Origin of the sequence: Streptomyces sp. NPDC101225, from assembly GCF_044767585.1 — a bacterium.
In the GTDB taxonomy this organism is placed as follows: domain Bacteria; phylum Actinomycetota; class Actinomycetes; order Streptomycetales; family Streptomycetaceae; genus Streptomyces.
The window spans coordinates 349,065-366,666 of record NZ_JBIWOE010000001.1 but is presented as its reverse complement, the minus strand read 5'-3'; the positions used below and the strand labels follow the sequence as shown (position 1 = coordinate 366,666).

14 protein-coding genes are annotated in these 17,602 nt (G+C 73.2%); 2 read left to right on the top strand and 12 right to left on the bottom strand.

Annotated features, from left to right (window positions below; genetic code table 11):
- Window positions 1-8 precede the first annotated feature (8 nt).
- A complete protein-coding gene (locus tag ACIRPX_RS01710) occupies window positions 9-860 on the bottom strand; it encodes an alpha/beta fold hydrolase (RefSeq protein WP_404187273.1) in 852 nt (283 codons plus the stop codon).
- A gap of 153 nt (window positions 861-1,013) precedes the next feature.
- On the opposite strand from ACIRPX_RS01710, the gene paaK reads away from it, so the two are divergent.
- A complete protein-coding gene (gene paaK / locus ACIRPX_RS01705) occupies window positions 1,014-2,312 on the top strand; it encodes a phenylacetate--CoA ligase PaaK (RefSeq protein ID WP_404187272.1) in 1,299 nt (432 codons plus the stop codon).
- Window positions 2,313-2,327: 15 nt separating this feature from the next.
- Here paaK and ACIRPX_RS01700 read toward each other — a convergent pair whose 3' ends face one another.
- Window positions 2,328-3,836 (bottom strand): metallophosphoesterase, encoded by a 1,509-nt coding sequence (locus ACIRPX_RS01700; protein WP_404187271.1) that lies wholly within the window; start codon window positions 3,834-3,836, stop codon window positions 2,328-2,330.
- 86 nt (window positions 3,837-3,922) lie between these two features.
- A complete protein-coding gene (locus tag ACIRPX_RS01695) occupies window positions 3,923-5,419 on the bottom strand; it encodes an acyl-CoA synthetase (protein ID WP_404187270.1) in 1,497 nt (498 codons plus the stop codon).
- An 85-nt stretch (window positions 5,420-5,504) separates the two neighbouring features.
- Here ACIRPX_RS01695 and ACIRPX_RS01690 point away from each other — a divergent pair, with 85 nt between their 5' ends.
- Window positions 5,505-6,014 (top strand): DUF2867 domain-containing protein, encoded by a 510-nt coding sequence (locus ACIRPX_RS01690; protein WP_404187269.1) that lies wholly within the window; start codon window positions 5,505-5,507, stop codon window positions 6,012-6,014.
- 7 nt (window positions 6,015-6,021) lie between these two features.
- On the opposite strand, the gene ACIRPX_RS01685 is transcribed toward ACIRPX_RS01690, so the two are convergent.
- The 9 genes from ACIRPX_RS01685 to ACIRPX_RS01645 all read right to left on the bottom strand — a co-directional run bounded on the left by ACIRPX_RS01685 (window position 6,022) and on the right by ACIRPX_RS01645 (window position 17,510).
- Window positions 6,022-7,575 carry an acyl-CoA synthetase gene (locus ACIRPX_RS01685; RefSeq protein WP_404187268.1) on the bottom strand — a complete coding sequence of 518 codons (1,554 nt, stop codon included), beginning with the start codon at window positions 7,573-7,575 and terminating at the stop codon, window positions 6,022-6,024.
- On the bottom strand, window positions 7,572-8,681 hold the full coding sequence (locus ACIRPX_RS01680) for a nitronate monooxygenase (protein WP_404187267.1): 1,110 nt from the start codon (window positions 8,679-8,681) through the stop codon (window positions 7,572-7,574). Before ACIRPX_RS01680 ends, ACIRPX_RS01685 begins: the two co-directional genes overlap by 4 nt.
- 119 nt (window positions 8,682-8,800) lie before the next feature.
- A complete protein-coding gene (locus ACIRPX_RS01675; RefSeq protein ID WP_404187266.1) occupies window positions 8,801-9,571 on the bottom strand; it encodes a class I SAM-dependent methyltransferase in 771 nt (256 codons plus the stop codon).
- Window positions 9,568-11,136 carry a phytoene desaturase family protein gene (locus tag ACIRPX_RS01670; RefSeq protein ID WP_404187493.1) on the bottom strand — a complete coding sequence of 523 codons (1,569 nt, stop codon included), beginning with the start codon at window positions 11,134-11,136 and terminating at the stop codon, window positions 9,568-9,570. Before ACIRPX_RS01670 ends, ACIRPX_RS01675 begins: the two co-directional genes overlap by 4 nt.
- Window positions 11,137-11,313: 177 nt before the next feature.
- Window positions 11,314-12,192 carry a universal stress protein gene (locus ACIRPX_RS01665; protein ID WP_404187265.1) on the bottom strand — a complete coding sequence of 293 codons (879 nt, stop codon included), beginning with the start codon at window positions 12,190-12,192 and terminating at the stop codon, window positions 11,314-11,316.
- A 137-nt stretch (window positions 12,193-12,329) separates the two neighbouring features.
- Complete coding sequence (locus tag ACIRPX_RS01660; protein ID WP_404187264.1) at window positions 12,330-12,944, bottom strand: hypothetical protein; 615 nt, start codon at window positions 12,942-12,944, stop codon at window positions 12,330-12,332.
- Window positions 12,945-13,167: 223 nt separating this feature from the next.
- Window positions 13,168-15,408, bottom strand: a complete 2,241-nt coding sequence (locus ACIRPX_RS01655) for a tetratricopeptide repeat protein (RefSeq protein ID WP_404187263.1) — start codon at window positions 15,406-15,408, stop codon at window positions 13,168-13,170.
- 56 nt (window positions 15,409-15,464) lie between these two features.
- Window positions 15,465-16,322, bottom strand: coding sequence for an oxygenase MpaB family protein (locus tag ACIRPX_RS01650; protein WP_404187262.1), 858 nt, complete (start codon window positions 16,320-16,322; stop codon window positions 15,465-15,467).
- Window positions 16,323-16,331: 9 nt separating this feature from the next.
- The gene (locus tag ACIRPX_RS01645) at window positions 16,332-17,510 is read right to left on the bottom strand and encodes an acyl-CoA dehydrogenase family protein (RefSeq protein WP_404187261.1); all 1,179 of its coding nucleotides are present in this window, start codon (window positions 17,508-17,510) and stop codon (window positions 16,332-16,334) included.
- Window positions 17,511-17,602: the final 92 nt, after the last annotated feature.

Below are 17,602 nucleotides of genomic sequence, written 5' to 3'. Positions count from 1 at the left end.
GTGCGCGGTCAGTGCGCGGAAGGTGCCCGGTCCAGGAACGCGGTGACCCGGTCCGCGAACCACTCCGGGCCGTCCACCCACGGGTAGTGGCCGGCGCCGGGCTGGACGGTCAGCTCCCCCTCGGGGAAGACCTCGGCGGTGCTGCGGGCGAGCTCGGGGCACGGGCCGCCGTCGAGCTCGCCGGCGAGGACGAGGACCGGCGCGGTGAGCCGGGAGAGCGCGGCCCGGATGGCGGGCGGGTCGTAGGCGCCGTCGGAGCCGTAGACGTCGGCGGCGTCGTCGTTGAACTCCTCGTCGGCACGGGCGTCGTGCGCCGCGGCCGCCTCGTCCCAGCGGCCGTAGAAGAAGGGCGCGAAAGCCGGGTCGAAGTCGGTCTTCCCCGCCAGCCACTCCTCGTACGAGGGGAACGTCTCCTCGAACCACGGTTCGCCGGCCCGCAGCCGCGCCGCCGCCAGCCGGTGCTCCGGGGTCGCCGGCATGCCCAGAGCCCACGGTGTGGCGGTCACCAGCACCAGCCGGGCGATCCGCTCCGGGTGCCGGGCGGCGTAGAGCATCGCGAGGCTCCCGCCGGCCGAGTGCGCCAGCAGCTCCATCCGCTCCAGCCCCAGACGGACCCGCAGCGCCTCCACGTCCCGCACGAGACGGTCGCAGCGGTACGTGCGCGGGTCCGCCGGCACCGCGGAGCCGCCGGTGCCGCGCAGGTCGAGCAGGACCAGCCGGCGGTGCGCGGCGAGGCCGCCCAGGTCCCCGAGGTAGCCGGAGGCCCGCATGGGTCCGCCGGGCAGCACGACGAGCGGGGTCCCCTCGCCCCGCAGGTGGTAGGCGAGCTCGGTCCCGTCCGGGGCGGTGAAGGTCGGCATGCGGAGATCCTCGCGCGCGAAAGCGGTGCCTGACCACTTGCCCGCGGCAACGTGGCCTGAATTACTGATCCCGAGCATCGCGACCGAATGCCCGGTCGCCCGGGTTGGTGCGATTGGCCAGGAATTGGTGCGACTGGCCAGGAAGAGGTCCCCATGGCTGATGCGACGGAACCGCTGGACGCGGGAGAACACCTGGAGGCCGGCGCGCTGCGGGAGCTCCAGCTGGAGCGGCTGCGGGCCTCGCTGCGCCGCGCGTACGAGCACGTCCCCTTCTACCGGGAGTCCTTCGACAAGGCCGGCGTCCGCCCCGAGGACTGCACCTCCCTCGCCGACCTGGCCCGCTTCCCCTTCACCACCAAGGCGGACCTGCGCGCGAACTACCCGTACGGCATGTTCGCCGTCCCCGAGGACCGCATCCGGCGCATCCACGCCTCCAGCGGCACCACCGGCCGCCCCACGGTCGTCGGTTACACCGACAACGACCTCGCGCTGTGGGCGGACATGGTGGCCCGCTCGATCCGCGCGGCGGGCGGCCGGCCGGGCGACAAGGTCCATGTGGCGTACGGCTACGGGCTGTTCACCGGCGGCCTCGGCGCGCACTACGGCGCCGAGCGGCTCGGCTGCACCGTCATCCCCGCCTCAGGCGGCATGACGGCCCGTCAGGTCCAGCTGATCCAGGACCTGCGGCCCGAGATCATCATGGTGACTCCCTCGTACATGCTCACGCTCCTCGACGAGTTCGAGCGGCAGGGCGTCGACCCGCGCGCCACCTCGCTGCGGGTCGGTGTCTTCGGCGCGGAGCCGTGGACCGAGCGGATGCGGCAGGAGATCGAGGAGCGGTTCGCGATCGACGCGGTCGACATCTACGGCCTGTCGGAGGTGATCGGCCCGGGCGTCGCGCAGGAGTGCGTGGAGACCAAGGACGGACTGCACATCTGGGAGGACCACTTCTACCCGGAGGTCGTGGACCCGATCACCGGCGAGGTGCTGCCCGACGGCGAGAAGGGCGAGCTGGTCTTCACCTCGCTGACCAAGGAGGCGATGCCCGTCGTGCGCTACCGCACCCGTGACCTGACCCGGCTGCTGCCGGGCACGGCCCGGGTCTTCCGGCGCATGGAGAAGGTCACCGGGCGCAGCGACGACATGGTCATCCTGCGCGGGGTGAACCTCTTCCCCACGCAGATCGAGGAGATCGTGCTGCGCACGCCCGGCGTCGCCCCGCACTTCCAGCTGCGGCTGACCCGGGAGGGCCGCCTGGACGCGCTCACCGTCCGGGCCGAGGCCCGCACGGACGCGGATCCCCAGGCGCGCGAGGCCGCGGCGCGCACGATCGCGGCGGCGGTGAAGGACGGCATCGGGGTGTCGGTGGCGGTGGAGATCGTCGAGCCGGAGTCGCTGGAGCGGTCGGTGGGCAAGATCCGGCGGATCGTGGACCTGCGGGAGGCCGGGTGACGGGCGCGGGGCCCCTCACCCCGTGGGGCCGGCCGCGGCCAGGGAGGGCAGCGCCGGCCGCGTGATCCCGGACAGGTCGCGGAAGACCACGCTGTTGCGGTCGGTGACCGCCCGGCCGAGCGCGTGGTGCGGCCACAACCCGCCGGCCATCCGGCGGCTGCGCTCGCCCCACTCCAGGGCCTCGGTGGTACGGGCCTTGAAGAAGTTCAGGGCGTAACCGCCGGTGTGGATCCGCAGCAGGCCGAAGCCGCCGGGGTACTCCTTCGCGGCGCCGACCTCCTGCAGGGCCACGTGCGGGGCGTGCGGCAGGAGGGTGCGCTTGTTGCGGTGGGTGTGGCCCGCGTGGTGCAGGAAGACTCCTGGGGTGGCGGCGTAGGCCTCGACGATCTCGCGCGCCTGGCGGCGGCCCATGCGCTGGCCCGCGCCGACCGGGAAGAGGGAGTCCCGCACGAAGAGCGGATGATGGCCGAAGACCAGGGTGGGCTGCTCCCTGTTCTCGCGCAACCGGCGGCGGAACCAGGACAGCTGCTCGGCGCCGAGGCCGCCCGAGTCGGCGCCGTTGCCGGGCTTCTCGTACGTGTCGAGGCCGATGAGCCGCAGTCCGCCCAGATCGCGCGCGAAGTACCCGGGCTCGTCCTCGCCGCCGAACCCGCGGCGGAAGGTGTCGCCGTCGCCTCCCTGGCCGGCGCCGGAGCCGGGCCGGTCGTGGTTGCCGCGCACGACGAAGTAGTCCTCGCCGTGGGTACCGAAGCCGTCCAGGATCCGCCGGGCGTCGGCCAGATCCTGCGGCGCGCCGCCGGCCGAGATGTCGCCCGCGGCCAGCAGCAGGTCCGCCCCGCGGCGGCGGGCCTCCGCGACCAGGGCCCGGCTCATGATCTCCGGATACGGCGCGAGGCCCGGCTGCTGCGTCACCCCGCGCAGCAGGGGGATACCGGTCACGAGGCCCGCGATGGTCTCGCCGAGGTGCAGGTCGTTGCAGAGCGCCAGTGTCATCAGATGGCTGCCGGGCGGGGGCTGCGGCGTGGTGAAGGAGTACGGGCCGCCGAGCGACCCCAGACCGTGACGGGAGGTACCCGCCGCGTTGCCGCGCACCAGGTGCAGCGTCGTGGGCCGGGCGGCGACCCCGCGTGAGCGTGCCTGGTAGTAGTAGGTCTGCCCGGGTTCGAGACCGGTGAGCTCCACATGGTGGTGCGCGGTGAGCCGGTCCTCGCCTGCGACGCGGTTGAGGCGGCCGGGGTGGGTGCCGTAGACGACCTCACCCTCCGTGACGGCGGGCAGCATGTGGCCGAAGCCGTCGTCGGTGCCGGGCACGCCGGTGTACCAGGTGATGATCGCGCGGTCCTCGGTCAGCGTGACCAGTTCCAGGTGGACGGCCGCGACCGTCTGGTGGTGCGGAAGGCGCGCGCGAGCCGCCGAGGCGGCCCTGAGCAGGGCCGGGGCGATCAGGGCTCCCGAACGCAGCACCTCACAGGGGCCGGGAATCCCGGCGAGGGCGGCGAGGGGAGCAGGGAAACAGCATCGCATGCCTGGTTTGTGCCCTCCTGCCTTATACACCAGACATGGTAACGGTGGCCGCACCAGGTATGAAATGAGACTTCTTGTGTGTCTCGTCACCCGGTGAAGCGGTCCCGCAGCTCCCGTTTGAGGATCTTCCCGCTTGCGTTGCGCGGGAGTTCGTCCACGAACACCACCCGCTTCGGCGCCTTGAAGTGGGCGAGGTGCTCGCGCGCGTGGGCGATGAGCTCCTCCTCGGTCACCTCGCCGCGCGGGACGACGACCGCGGTGACCGCCTCGATCCACCGCTCGTCGGGCAGGCCGACCACGGCGACTTCCGCGACGCCCTCGTGCGTGTAGAGCGCGTCCTCGACCTGGCGCGAAGCGACCAGCACACCACCGGAGTTGATCACGTCCTTCACGCGGTCGACGATCGTGTAGTAGCCGTGCACGTCCCGGACGGCGAGGTCGCCCGAGTGGAACCAGCCGTCGCGGAAGGCGTCGGCGGTCTCCTCGGGTTTGTCCCAGTACCCCTCGCACAACTGCGGCGAGCGGTAGACGACTTCGCCGGGTGTGCCGTCGGGGACGTCCTTGCCGTCCTCGTCGACCACGCGCGCGTCGACGAACAGGACGGGGCGTCCGCAGGAGTCCATGCGGCCCTTGTGCTCGTCGGGTGCGAGCACCGTAGCCAGGGGGCCGATCTCGCTCTGGCCGAAGCAGTTGAAGAAGCCGAGGTCCGGCAGCCGTTCGCGCAGCCGCTCCAGGACGGGCACCGGCATGATCGACGCGCCGTAGTAGGCCTTGCGCAGTCCGGACAGGTCGCGGGTCGTGAAGTCCGGGCGGTTGGCGAGTGCGATCCAGACCGTCGGCGGGGCGAACAGGCTGTCCACCCGGCCGGCCTCGACCAGGTCGAAGAGCCGGTCGCCGTCGGGGCCGTCGAGGATGATGTTCGTGGCGCCGACGGCGAGATACGGCAGCAGGAACACGTGCATCTGCGCCGAGTGGTAGAGCGGCAGGGAGTGCACGGGCCGGTCGCCGGCGCTGAGATCGAGCGCGGTGATCGCGCTCAGGTACTCGTGGACGAGGGCGCGGTGCGTCATCATCGCGCCCTTGGGCAGGGCCGTGGTGCCGGACGTGTACAGCAGCTGCACCAGGTCCTCGGCGCGCGGCTCGGGCCCGTCGTACGCGGGCGCCGCCGCCTGCCGGGCGAGCAGCGAGTCGTCGGCGTCACGCAGGGGCAGCGTCCCGGTCCCGTCCGGGAGGCGGCCGGCCAGACCGGGGTCGGTCATGACCAGGCCGCTGCCGGACTGGCCGACGATGTAGGCCAGATCGTCGCCGGTCAGGTTCTGGTTCACCGGCACATGGACCAGGCCCGCGCGGGCGCAGGCGAGGAAGCCGATCAGATAGGCGTCCGAGTTGTGGCCGTAGGCACCGACCCGGTCACCGGGGGCGAGGCCCTGGGCGAGCAGCACGCTCGCCGCGCGGGAGACCGCCTCGTCGAGTTCTCCGTACGTCCACGAGCGGTCGCGGTACTCGACCGCCACACGCGCGGGGGTGCGCCGGGCGCTGCGCCGCAGCACCCCGTCAACCGTACTGCCCTGTCCCTGCGTCATGACTGATGATCCTCGGTCCGGCACAGGGTCAGGTCAAGCATGTGGCATGCTCGGGGGCGAGCCGGTCACGGGGAGGTACGGGGACATGACCAGCACACGGGTGCGCAGGCACGCCGAGCCGGTGCTCGACGGGGCGGTGGCCGATCTCGGCGGCTACGACCACGCGGACGCGGTGGCCGTGGATCTGCCCGCCGGCACCGACGCCGTCGAGTTCACCCGGCTGGTGTTCACCGGCACGCCGCAGTGGGTGCACCGCCTCCTCGACGTGCGGGACAAGGCGATGGCGCCCTTCGGGCTGCAGACGCAGAAGCGGGTGCCCACGGCGGAGATCAGGGTCGAACCCGGCCTGAAGATGGGCCCGTTCCGCCTGCTGGCGGTGGGCGAGGCCGAGGTGCTGTGCGGGGACGACGACAAGCATCTGGACTTCCGCACGTCGTTCGCGGTCCGTCCGGTCCGCGCCGGCACCGGGCTCGAGGGCGTCTGCACGACGGTCGTGCGCTTCCACCGTCCGGCCGGCCGCCTCTACTTCAAGGCCATCGAGCCCTTCCACCACCTGATCGTCCCGCATGTCGTGGGCAACGCCGTGCGATCCTGACGGCCCGTCACACGGCTCGTGCGCGGCCCTCCCAGTACGGGTCGCGCAGCCGCCGCTTGTAGAGCTTGCCGTTGGGGTCGCGGGGCATCTCGGCGATGAAGTCGACGGTCTTCGGCCGTTTGTACGCGGCGAGCCGCCCGGCGCAGTGGTCCAGGACGGAGGCGGCCAGGCCGGGGCCGGGCTCGTGGCCGGGGGCCGCTTCGACGACGGCCTTGACCTCCTCGCCCCAGTCGTCGTGCGGGATGCCGAAGACGGCGGCGTCGGCGACGGCGGGGTGGGCGAGCAGCGCGGACTCGATCTCGGCGGGGTAGATGTTGACGCCGCCCGAGATGATCATGTCGATCTTGCGGTCGCGCAGGAACAGGAATCCGTCCTCGTCGAGGAAGCCGAGGTCACCGACGGTGAAGAAGTCGCCGATGCGGTTCCTCCTCGTCTTGGCCTCGTCCTTGTGGTAGGCGAAGCCGCCGGTGTTCATCTTCATGTAGACGGTGCCGAGTTCGCCGGCCGGCAGCCGGTTGCCGTCGTCGTCGAAGACCGCGAGTTCGCTGATGGGCCAGGCCCTGCCGACGGTGCCGGGTTTCTTCAGCCAGTCCGCGGCGGTGGCGAAGGCGCCGCCGCCCTCGCTGGCCGCGTAGTACTCCTCCACCGACTCGCCCCACCAGTCGATCATCGCCCGCTTCACATGGTCGGGGCAGGGAGCGGCGCCGTGGATGGCGTGCCGCATGGACGAGACGTCGTAGGAGCGCCGGACCTCCTCCGGCAGGGCGAGCAGGCGGTGGAACTGGGTCGGCACCATGTGCGTGTGGGTGCACCTCTCGCGGTCGATCAGCCGGAGCATCTCCTCGGGCGTCCACTTGTCCATCAGCACCAGCCGGTGGCCGATGTGCAGGGAGGCGCCCGCGAACTGGAGCACGGCGGTGTGGTAGAGCGGCGAGCAGACCAGGTGGACGTTGCCGTCGAACGGCTTGATGCCGAAGATGCCGAGGAATCCGCCGAGATAGGCCTCCTCGGGGGTCTTGCCGGGCAGCGGGCGGCGGATGCCGCGCGGGCGGCCGGTGGTGCCCGAGGTGTAGTTCATGACCCAGCCCAGCTCGCGGCCGGTGGGCACCGACTCCGGCTGCCCGTCCAGGAGTTCGGCGTACGGCCGGAAGCCCTCGACCGTGCCCACGGCGTACCGGTGGGTGGCCGGCAGCCCGGCCTCCTCGGCCGCCTGCCGCGCCGCCGTCGCGAACCGCTCGTGCGAGATCAGCACCTTGGCACCGGAGTCGGCGACGATCCAGCCGATCTCCGGGCCCACGAAGTGGTGGTTGACGGGGACCAGGTAGAGGCCGGCCTGGCTGGCGGCGAGGTAGGCGGTGAAGAACTCGACGCCGTTGGGCAGGACGACCGCGAAGGCGTCCCCGCGTTCCAGTCCGGCTGCGCGCAGGCCGTGCACCAGCCGGTTGACGTCGGCGTGCAGGCGGCCGGCGGTCCACTGCTCGCCGTCCGGTGCCACGAGGACCTGGCGGTCGGGATCGGCGGCGGCCTGGGCCCAGAACCCCGCGGGGGGCGTACGCGTCACTTGCCGCTCCTTCCGGCGATGCGGATCATGCGGTCGACGGCCTTCTCGAAGCCGCGGGTGAGGTCGTCGAAGACGGCCTGGACACTGCGTTCGCTGTTCATCCGGCCGACGATCTGGCCGACGGGCGTGCCGAGCAGGGGCTCGACCTCGTACTTCTGGATGCGGGTGAGGGCGTCCGCGACGAGCAGGCCCTGCAGGGGCATGGGGAGGGTGCCGGGTCCGGCCGGGTCGTCCCAGGCGTCGGTCCACTCGGTACGGAGCTGGCGTGCGGGTTTCCCGGTCAGGGCACGGGAGCGGACGGTGTCGCCGGAGCCGGCGGCGAGCAGTTTCCGGGTCACCGCGGGCGAGCTGAGGCCGGCCTCCGTGACGGTCAGCCAGATCGAGCCGAGCCACACGCCCTGGGCGCCGAGGGCGAGCGCCGCGGCCGCCTGCTGTCCGCTGCCGATGCCGCCCGCGGCGAGCACGGGCAGCGGGTCCACGGCGTCGACGACCTCCGGTGTGAGCACCATGGAGGCGATCTCGCCGGTGTGGCCGCCGGCCTCGTAGCCCTGGGCGACGACGATGTCGATGCCGGCTTCCTGGTGCTTGCGCGCGTGCCGGGCACTGCCCGCGAGCGCGGCGACGAGCACGTCGTGCGCGTGGGCGCGGGCGACGACGTCGGCGGGCGGCGAGCCGAGGGCGTTGGCGAGCAGCCGGATCGGGTAGCCGAAGGCGACGTCGAGCTGGCTGCGGGCGACCTGCTCCATCCAGCCGGTGATGCGCCAGCCGGACGCCTCTCCCTCGGCGAGTTCGGGCACGCCGTACTTGGCGAGGGTCTCCTCGACGAACTGCCGGTGACCCTCGGGGATCATGGCCTCCACGTCGGCCTCGGTGACGCCCTCCACCTTCTTGGCCGGCATCACCACGTCCAGGCCGTAGGGCCGCCCCTCGACATGGGCCTCCAGCCAGTCGAGGTCGCGTTCGAGCTCGTCGGGGGCGGTGTAGCGGACCGCGCCGAGCACTCCGAAGCCCCCGGCCCGGCTGATGGCCGCGGCGACGGCGGGGAACGGCGTGAAGCCGAAAATGGCGTGCTCGACTCCCAGTTTCTTGCTCAACTCCGTCTGCATGGCCGCAGAATGCCGCAGTCCTCCGGCCGACGGAAGGCCTTTTCTGATGCTCCGTCAGATTTCTGCGCCACCCGGCCGCTCCGGAGGCTCCCTCAGAAGGTGTTCCCCGGGCCGCAGCCCTAGGCAGCCCTCGCCACGCATACCGGCTGGTAGAAGCCGGTGTCCGCCGGAGCGTGCCAGGTCGGACCGGTGAAGCCCGCGGCCCTCACGGCCTCCGTCACCTCGCTCCGGGGCAGCGCCCAGGAGGTGGCGTGCCGGACGCGGACCTCCCAGCCGTCCCCGTCCGGCAGGAGCTGGAAGTACTCCTGGTCGTAGCGCTCCCCGTCGTCGTGCCAGTGCCAGAGCTGGAAGGTGATCGTCCGGCCGTCGGAGGCGTGCGACACCTGGGGCGGCACGGACGCGGGGCGGGTCCGGCGGGCCTCGTCGTAGTCGCGGAGGGTGAGCAGGAGCAGTCCGTCGGCTCCGAGCACGCGCCGCATCTCGCGCATTGCCGCCCGCAGGTCCTGCCTGGTCAGCAGATGGGCGATCGAGTTGTCGGCGCACAGGACGGCGTCGAACATGCCGTCCCTGAAGGGGAGTTGGCGCATGTCCGCCGCCGCAGTGCGCAGTTCCACGCCCCGGGCCGCCGCCTCCTCGGCGGCGCGGGCGGCGGCAGCGGGGCTCAGGTCGCTGCCGACGACCCGGTGTCCGGCGCGCGCGAGACCGATCGCCTGGGTGCCGATCCCGCAGGCGCAGTCCAGCAGGCGGTACGGGCCCGTGCCGCCGAGCTCACGGCGCAGCAGGCCGTCGAGCGCGGCGGCCTGGCGGACGATGCTCGCGTCCCAGTCGGGGAAGACGCGGTGGTAGTCGGCGGCCAGCGAGTCGTAGAAGTCGCGGATGGGGCGCGTCACTCGCCCGTCGCCTCCAGGACCGCCATCGCCGCGTTGTGCCCGGGCACTCCGCTCACTCCCCCGCCGCGCACCGCGCCCGCGCCGCACAGCAGCACGTTCGCGTGTCCCGTCTCGACGCCCCAACGGCCCGTCCCCTCCTGGGCGTAGGGCCAGGACAGCGCGCGGTGGAAGATGTTGCCGCCGGGCAGGCGCAGGTCGCGTTCCAGGTCGAGCGGGGTCTTCGCCTCGATGCACGGGCGACCGTCCGCGTCGGTCGCCAGGCAGTCGGCGAGTGGCTCGGCGAGGTGGGTGTCGAGCTGGCCGAGGGTCGTCTTCAGCAGCTCCGCGCGCACGGCGTCGTTGTCCCGGTCGAAGAGGCGGGCGGGCGCGTGCAGGCCGAAGAGGGTGAGGGTCTGGTAGCCCTGCTCGACGAGGTCCGGGCCCAGGATGGTCGGGTCGGTCAGCGAGTGGCAGTAGATCTCCGACGGGGGCGCGGCCGGTAGCTCGCCGGAGGCGGCCTGGGCGTGGGCGGTGGCGAGCTGCCGGTAGCCCTCGGCGACGTGGAAGGTGCCGGCGAACGCCTCGCGCGGGTCGACCGAGGTGTCGCGCAGCCTCGGCAGCCGCGCGAGCAGCATGTTCACCTTCAGCTGGGCGCCCTCGGCGGCTTCCGGCGGTGTGTCGCCGGTCAGCTCGGCCAGGGCCTGCGGGGAGGCGTTGACCAGGACGTGGCGTGACGTGACGACGCCTTCGCCGTCGGATGTGCGGTAGGTGATCTCGGCGGTCGTGCCGTCGGTGTCGATGCCTGCCGCCTCGTGGCCGGTGGCGATGACGGCGCCCGCGGCACGGGCGGCGCCGGCCAGGGCGTCGGTCAGCGCGCCCATACCGCCGACGGGGACGTCCCAGGCGCCCGTGCCGCCGCCGATCACGTGGTAGAGGAAGCAGCGGTTCTGGGTCAGGGTCGGGTCGTGGGCGTCGGCGAAGGTGCCGATGAGGGCGTCGGTGAGGACGACGCCCCGGACGAGGTCGTCGGCGAAGCGGTCCTCGATCGCGACGCCGATGGGGTCCTCGAACAGCACCCGCCAGGCCTCCTCGTCGTCGACGCGGCGGCGCAGTTCGTCCCGGGTGGGCAGCGGCTCGGTGAGGGTCGGGAAGACGCGTTCGGCGACGCGGCCGGTCATGCCGTAGAAGCGCTGCCAGGACTCGTACTCGCGATCGGAGCCAGTGAGCCGGGCGAAGGCCTCGCGGGTGCGCTGCTCGCCGCCTCCCACCAGGAGTCCGGTCGGCCGTCCGTCCCGCTCGGCGGGCGTGTACGAGGAGATGGTGCGGGTGCCGAGCCGGAACTCCAGACCGAGGTCCCGCAGGATCTTCCGCGGCAGCAGGCTGACCAGGTACGAGTAGCGCGACAGCCGGGCGTCGACCCCGGCGAACGGCCGGGTGGAGACGGCGGCGCCCCCGGTGTGGTCCAGGCGCTCCAGCACCAGCACGGACCGTCCGGCCCGTGCCAGATAGGCGGCGGCGACCAGCCCGTTGTGCCCCCCGCCGACGATCACTGCGTCGTACGTCCGGTGTCCCTCGTGTGCGGCCATGGTTCTTCGTAACACGCGGTGATCGTCAACGGCCAGGGGTGGACGGCCACGGGGTCGGCACGCCGTCGGCCGTCGGCCGCCCGCCACGGCTCCTCGCCCGGCCTTCCGGGGAGCCGGCCGCGCGCCGCGGCCGGCCGGCTTCCTCCGAGAGCGGCCCAGGGCCGGGGCAAGGGCGCGTCAGTCGTGGGCGACGACGGCGACGGGGGCGGCGGAGTGGTGCAGGACCGCGTGGGTCACCGGGCCGATGTGGGCGCCCAGGGAGGAGTGGCGCACGCGCCGCCCGACGACGACCAGGGAGGCGTCCTGCGAGGCGTCGAGCAGCAGGGTGGACGGGCTGCCGTAGCGGGGCTCCTCCACGACCTCGACGTCGGGGAACTTCTGCCGCCAGGAGCGCAGGACCTCCGTCACCATGACGGCGTCCCCCTTCGCCATCTCGCGCTCGACGGCGGGCTCCAGGGCCATGCCGTAGGCGTAGTAGGGCGGCGGGTTCCAGCCGTGCACGACCCGCAGCGGCACGTTGCGGCGTGCGGCGGCGTCGAAGGCGAAACCGATCAGCGCGTCGTCGGGCCGGCCGACGTCGAGTCCGAGGACGACGGGACGGGACGTGTCCGTCTCGTGCTCCCCGGTGGTGCGTTCACCGGCGCGGACCAGGACGACGGGCCGTTCGGTGCGCGCCACGACCGCGAAGCCGATCGAGCCGACCACGAGGCCGCCCAGGCCGCCCAGGCCGCGCGAGCCGAGGACGAGGATTTCGGCGTCCGTCGCCGCGTGGGCGAGGGCTTCGGCGGCCGGTCCGGACAGCTGCTCGGTGGTCACCTCGACGCCGGGGTGGCGCTGCCGCAGGTCCTCGGCGGCCTCGCGCGGGATACGTTCCGTCCAGTGCTGGAGGGTCTCCGCGCCGCGGTGCGAGGCCTCGGCCAGGTGCTCGGGGATCGCCTCCCAGGCGTGGACGAGCTTCACCGGCAGTCCGCGCAGCCGCGCCTCCCGGGCCGCCCACTCCGCGGCGGCGCGGCTTTCGGGCGAGCCGTCGAGGCCCACGGTGATGGTGCGGGGCATGTTCTCCTCCTCCTGAACCGGGTCCGGACGGGACCCGGTTCCAGCGTGGTGTTCAGGGGTGCTGTTCTGCGGGGCAGGGGCCGTGGCCTTCGGTGGGGGACGGCGGCCCGCGGTACGGGTGCCCACCGTCCGTGGGGTCAGCGCAGCCAACCGTGGTCGCGGACGACCGGAAGCCGGGCCCACTGCCGGCCCAGTCCCCAGGTGGCGCCCGCACCCGTGACCGCGACGGCCGTCAGTGCGGCCGCGTAGACGACGTGATAGTCGACGAAGGGATTCGTCGACATGCTCGCCGACCCGTCGGACAGGTGCCTGGCGGGCGGCCACTCGGCGATCCACATCAACGCCATCATCATCGTGCCCGCCACCGCGGCCGGGCGCAGCGCCACACCGGAGACGACGGCCAGGCCGATGCCGAGCATGCCCAGCATGAACAGCCAGTCCGCCCAGGTCGCGCCGGCCCACGCGTGGAACGTCGACTGCATCGGGCCCGCCGCGACGGAGCTCAGGAACCCCTTGGTCGGCGAGCCGCCGTCGATCCAGCCCTTGCCGGACGCGGTGGCGTAGCCGAGGCCGAAGGTCTTGTCCAGGAAGGCCCACAGGAAGACGAATCCGGTGAGCAGGCGCAGTGACGCGAGGGCGTGGTCCCGCACGGCGACGGTGCCGGCCGACACGGTGATCGTGGAGCCGCCGCGGTTCCTGCGGAAGGACAGGTGGAAGCCCGGGCTCCGGTGATGCTGCTCGTGCACGGCCATGGCGGTGATCCCTTCGTGGGTGTCTTGTCGGTGTTCTGACACCCGCCACTCTGGTCGCTCGCACCGCCCGTGCGGGGATGCCGAAGGGCCGCGGCCGTGGGGCTGAAGGTCCCTGCCGACGGGCCCGTTGGGACCAACGCCGGGCGGCGCGGGACGACCCCGCGGCAGGGCGTGGCTCCGGCCGGGCCCGCGACGGACCGTCCTCACGGTGCCGCGGCACCGGTCACCCGCCGCCCGCCGCCCGCCGCTGCCGCAGCACCGCCACTCTGCGGTAGAGCTCGACCGCCTCCGCGCCGCGGCCCAGCTGCTCCAGGCAGTGCGCCTCGTCGTTGCGGCTGGCGAGGGTGTCGGGGTGACCGGGGCCGAGCACGCGCTCGCGGGCGGCGGCGACGCGGCGGTATTCGGCGAGGGCGTCGTGCCAGCGGCCCAGCCAGCCGAGGCCCACGGCGACCTCACGGCGGCTGACCAGGGTGTCGGGGTGGTCGGGGCCGAGGACGCGCTCGCGGATGGCGCAGACGTCGCGGGACTCGGCGAGGGCCTCCTCCCAGCGGCCGAGGCGGCCGAGGTTCACCCCCAGGCCGTGACGGGCGCGCAGGGTCTCGGGATGGGTGGGGCCCTGGACCCGGGTCCGGACGTCGATCAGGTCGCGGTAGAGGGTGAGCGCCTCCGCGCTGCGGCCGAGGCGGCCCAGGCTGATGCCCACCTCGTAGCGGGCGGCGAGGGTGTCCGCGTGGTCGGGGCCGAGCGCCTGGGTGCGGGCGTCGGCGACCTCGCGGTAGGTCTGCAGGGCCTCCGGCCAGCGGCCCAGCTGGCCGAGCGCGTAGGCGACCTCGTAGCGGGTGACCAGGGTGTCGGGGTGGTCGGGGCCGAGCACGCGGGCGCGGGCCGCGGCCACGTCCCCCGCCATGCGGTACGAGTCCTCCAGACGCCCGAGTCTGCTGAGGTTGAAGGCGAGGTTGTGCCGGCAGCGCAGGGTGTCCGGGTGGTCGGGGCCCTGGCCGCGTTCCCGGGCGGCGAGCACGGACACGTACACCTGGTGGGCGTCGAAGTGGCGGCCCAGCTGACCGAGCACGTACGCCATCTCCTGGCGGGCGGCGAGCGTGTCGGGGTGGTCGGCGCCCAGCGCGCGCGTCCTCGCGGCGGCCACGTGCTTGTACTCCTGCAGCGCGTCGGCGGCGCGGCCGGTGCGGCTGAGGGTGAAGGCGACCTCGTAGCGGCTGGCCAGGGTGTCGGGGTGGTCGGGGCCGAGCAGGTGGGTGCGCTCGGCGGCCACCGCGCGGTGCACCTCGCCGGCCTCGGCCCAGCGCCCGAGACGCCCCAGGCTGAGCCCGGCGTTGTGCCGCCCGGTCAGGGCGGCGAGCTGCTCCGGGGAGGGGGCGGACGGTTCCTCGGCGGCGGGCCCGTCCGGCCGGCCGCCCGGCGGGCGCGGGATCCACTCCCCGGTGAGCCCGGCTCCGGCGTCCGGGGGCGTGCTGGAGAGCTGGGCGCCGGTGGCCTTGTGGCCGGTGGTCATGCCCCGCGTCCAGGAGGGCAGCCGGGCCTCGCGGGAGGCGGCCTGCCCTGGCGGGCGCAGGACCGGCCGCGGGGTGACGACGGTCGGCACGTACGCCGGTGTGGTGCGGCCGGCCGTGATCCGGCGGCCCAGCTCCCGCGCGTCGTGCGGGCGCTGCTCGGGCCGCTTGGCCAGCAGGTCCAGGATGATCTTCTCGAGGTACTCGGGGAGTTCGGCCCGCCGGCTGCGCGGCGGCTCCGGTGGGGTGTCGCGGTGGCCGACGAGGATCGCCCACGCGTCGTCGAGGTCGAACGGCGGCGCCCCGGTGGCGATCTCGTAGAGGACGCACCCCAGCGAGTACAGGTCGCTGCGCTGGTCGACCTCGTCGCCGCCGATCTGCTCGGGCGACATGTAGTGCGGGGTGCCCATGGCGATGCCGGTGCCGGTGAGCCGGGAGGTGAAGCCGATGTCGTGGCCGAGACGGGCGATGCCGAAGTCGCAGATCTTCACCGTGCCGTCCTCGAGCCGCATGATGTTCGCGGGCTTGAGATCGCGGTGCACGATGCCCTGCTGGTGGGTGTAGGCGAGGGCGGCGGCGACCTGGTCGGCGATGTCCACGACGTCGCCGACCGGCAGGGGATGCTGCCGGTTGTCCTCCAGCACCTGGGAGAGGTTGCGGCCGTCCAGGAGCTCCATGACCAGGTAGAGGATGCCGTCGGACTCGCCGAAGTCGTGGACGACGGTCACCCCGCGGTGCTGGAGCGCGGCGGCCACGCGGGCCTCCCGGCGGAAGCGCTCCCTGAGGACCCGGGTGAAGGACTGGTCGTGGTGCGGGCCGAGGGGCTTGAGGCACTTCACCGCGACATGCCGGCCCAGGGACTCGTCCCGGCCACGCCACACCTCGCCCATGCCGCCCCGCCCGATCAGGTCGAGCAGCCGGTACCGGCCCTGGATCAGCCTGCTGTCCCCCATCTGCTGCGATCGCCCCCGTCCGCGCCGCCCACCCCTGGCTCATCCAGTATGGCGACCTATGGTCCGAGTTTGTACGGTCCCGGCCGCGAGCCGGGGCCGAGCCGCGCCATGGCGCGCAGGACGTGCCTGGGCGGGAGCTGCCATCGCACACGTGCGGGAACGCTGCGCAGCAGGGTGCCCGTGGCACGCAGTTGCCGGGTGACGGCGGCGGGTTCCGGCGCCGGTCTGCCGTACAGCGCGTGGGCGTACGGCGGCAGGGCGGCGTACGCCAGCTGTGCCACACGCCGCCACAGCACCTCGCGCGCCGGGACGAGAAGGGGGTGCGTCGGGGGGCGGAGCAGGAAGTCGTCCACCGCGCGTGCCTCGGATCCGGCGGCCAGGCCGGGGCGCACCGTGGTGAAGTAGGCCGCCAGCTCGGCCCGGTCCGCGGGCACCGTGTCGGGGTCGAGGCCCACCAGGCGGGCGCTGACGCGGTGTTCGCCGATGTAGCGGTCCGCCTGCGCGTCGGTGAGCCGGAAGCCGGAGCGCCGGGCGACGCCCAGATACGAGTCGATCTCGGCGCAGTGCACCCACAGCAGCAGTTCCGGCTCGTCGACGCCGTAGCGCTCGCCCGTGTCCGGGTCGGTCGCGGACAGCATGCGGTGGATCTTCCGCACCCGGGCCCCGGCGCGCTCGGCGGCCTTGGTGGTGCCGTAGGTGGTGGTCCCGACGAAGTTCGCGGTCCGCATCAGCCGGCCCCAGGCGTCCTCACGGAAGTCGGAGTTCTGCATGACGCCGCGCACCGCGCGCGGGTGCAGCGCCTGGAGGTAGAGCGCGCGGATGCCGGCGACCCACATCATGGGGTCGCCGTGCACCTGCCAGGTCACGGAGGACGGCCCGAACAGCCCGGGGTCACCCGCCTTGAAGCCCGTCATCCGTGCAGGTTAACGCCGCACCCTGGGCATCCCCAGACCGATCCAGGAGATGATCTCGCGCTGGATCTCGTTGTTGCCGCCGCCGAAGGTGAAGATCACGGCGGAGCGGTAGCCGCGTTCGAGCTCGCCGTGCAGCACCGCTCCCGCCGAGCCCTCCTTCAGCTCGCCCGTGGTGGCGACGATCTCCATCAGCCAGGCGTAGGCGTCGCGGCGGGCCTCCGAGCCGTAGACCTTGACGGCGGAGGCGTCCTGGGGGGTGAGGGTGCCCTCCTGGACGGCGCCGACCATGCGCCAGTTGAGGAGTTTCATCGCGTCGAGCCGGGTGTGGGCCTGGGCCAGGCGGCGGCGCACCCAGGGCAGGTCGACGACCCTTCGGCCGTCGGCGAGCTTGGTCTCCATCGCCCAGCGCTGCACGTCGTGCAGGGCGCGGATGGCCATGGTGCCGTGCGCGGCGAGGGTGACGCGCTCGTGGTTGAGCTGGTTGGTGATCAGCCGCCAGCCCTGGTTCTCGGCGCCGACGCGGCGGGAGACGGGGACGCGGATGTTCTCGTAGTAGCTGGCGGTGGTGTCGTGGGAGGCGAGGGTGTTGATGAGGGTGCAGGAGTAGCCGGGGTCGGCGGTCGGGACGAGGAGCATGGTGATGCCCTTGTGGGGCGGGGCGTCCGGGTCGGTGCGGGTCGCGAGCCACACCCAGTCCGCGGTGTCGCCGTTCGTCGTCCAGATCTTCTGGCCGTTGACGACGTACGCGTCGCCCTCACGCACCGCGCGCGTCTTCAGCGACGCGAGGTCCGTGCCCGCGTCCGGCTCGCTGTAGCCGATGGCGAAGTCGATCTCGCCGGAGAGGACCTTCGGCAGGAAGTACGCCTTCTGCTCGTCCGTGCCGAACTGCATGATCGTCGGCCCGACCGTGTTGAGCGCCATCAGCGGCAGCGGCACGCCCGCCTGGGCTGCCTCGTCGAAGAAGATGAACTGCTCCATCGCGCTCAGCCCGCGCCCGCCGTACTCCTTCGGCCAGCCCACGCCGAGCCAGCCGTCGGCGCCCAGGCGCCGGACGGTCTCGCGGTAGAAGCGCTTCTGGGCGGCGGGGTCGGCGTGCCGGGCGTAGGCGTGGTCCGGCACCAGCTCGGCGAAGTACGCGCGCAGTTCGGTGCGCAGCCGCTGCTGCTCGGGCGAGTATGCGAGGTGCACGGCGCCTCCAGGCTTCCCAGGCCGGTCCTGACGGCGCACACCGTAGAACGTGTTTCAGAAATTGGGAATGGCGACGGCGCGAGCCGGAGTCA

Bases quoted from the DNA above. Each gene is read 5' to 3' on its own strand.
- ACIRPX_RS01710 (WP_404187273.1), bottom strand. From the start codon at position 860: ATGCCGACCTTCACCGCCCCGGACGGGACCGAGCTCGCCTACCACCTG.
- paaK (WP_404187272.1), top strand. From the start codon at position 1,014: ATGGCTGATGCGACGGAACCGCTGGACGCGGGAGAACACCTGGAGGCC.
- ACIRPX_RS01700 (WP_404187271.1), bottom strand. From the start codon at position 3,836: ATGCGATGCTGTTTCCCTGCTCCCCTCGCCGCCCTCGCCGGGATTCCC.
- ACIRPX_RS01695 (WP_404187270.1), bottom strand. From the start codon at position 5,419: ATGACGCAGGGACAGGGCAGTACGGTTGACGGGGTGCTGCGGCGCAGC.
- ACIRPX_RS01690 (WP_404187269.1), top strand. From the start codon at position 5,505: ATGACCAGCACACGGGTGCGCAGGCACGCCGAGCCGGTGCTCGACGGG.
- ACIRPX_RS01680 (WP_404187267.1), bottom strand. From the start codon at position 8,681: ATGCAGACGGAGTTGAGCAAGAAACTGGGAGTCGAGCACGCCATTTTC.
- ACIRPX_RS01670 (WP_404187493.1), bottom strand. From the start codon at position 11,136: ATGGCCGCACACGAGGGACACCGGACGTACGACGCAGTGATCGTCGGC.
- ACIRPX_RS01665 (WP_404187265.1), bottom strand. From the start codon at position 12,192: ATGCCCCGCACCATCACCGTGGGCCTCGACGGCTCGCCCGAAAGCCGC.
- ACIRPX_RS01660 (WP_404187264.1), bottom strand. From the start codon at position 12,944: ATGGCCGTGCACGAGCAGCATCACCGGAGCCCGGGCTTCCACCTGTCC.
- ACIRPX_RS01655 (WP_404187263.1), bottom strand. From the start codon at position 15,408: ATGGGGGACAGCAGGCTGATCCAGGGCCGGTACCGGCTGCTCGACCTG.
- ACIRPX_RS01650 (WP_404187262.1), bottom strand. From the start codon at position 16,322: ATGACGGGCTTCAAGGCGGGTGACCCCGGGCTGTTCGGGCCGTCCTCC.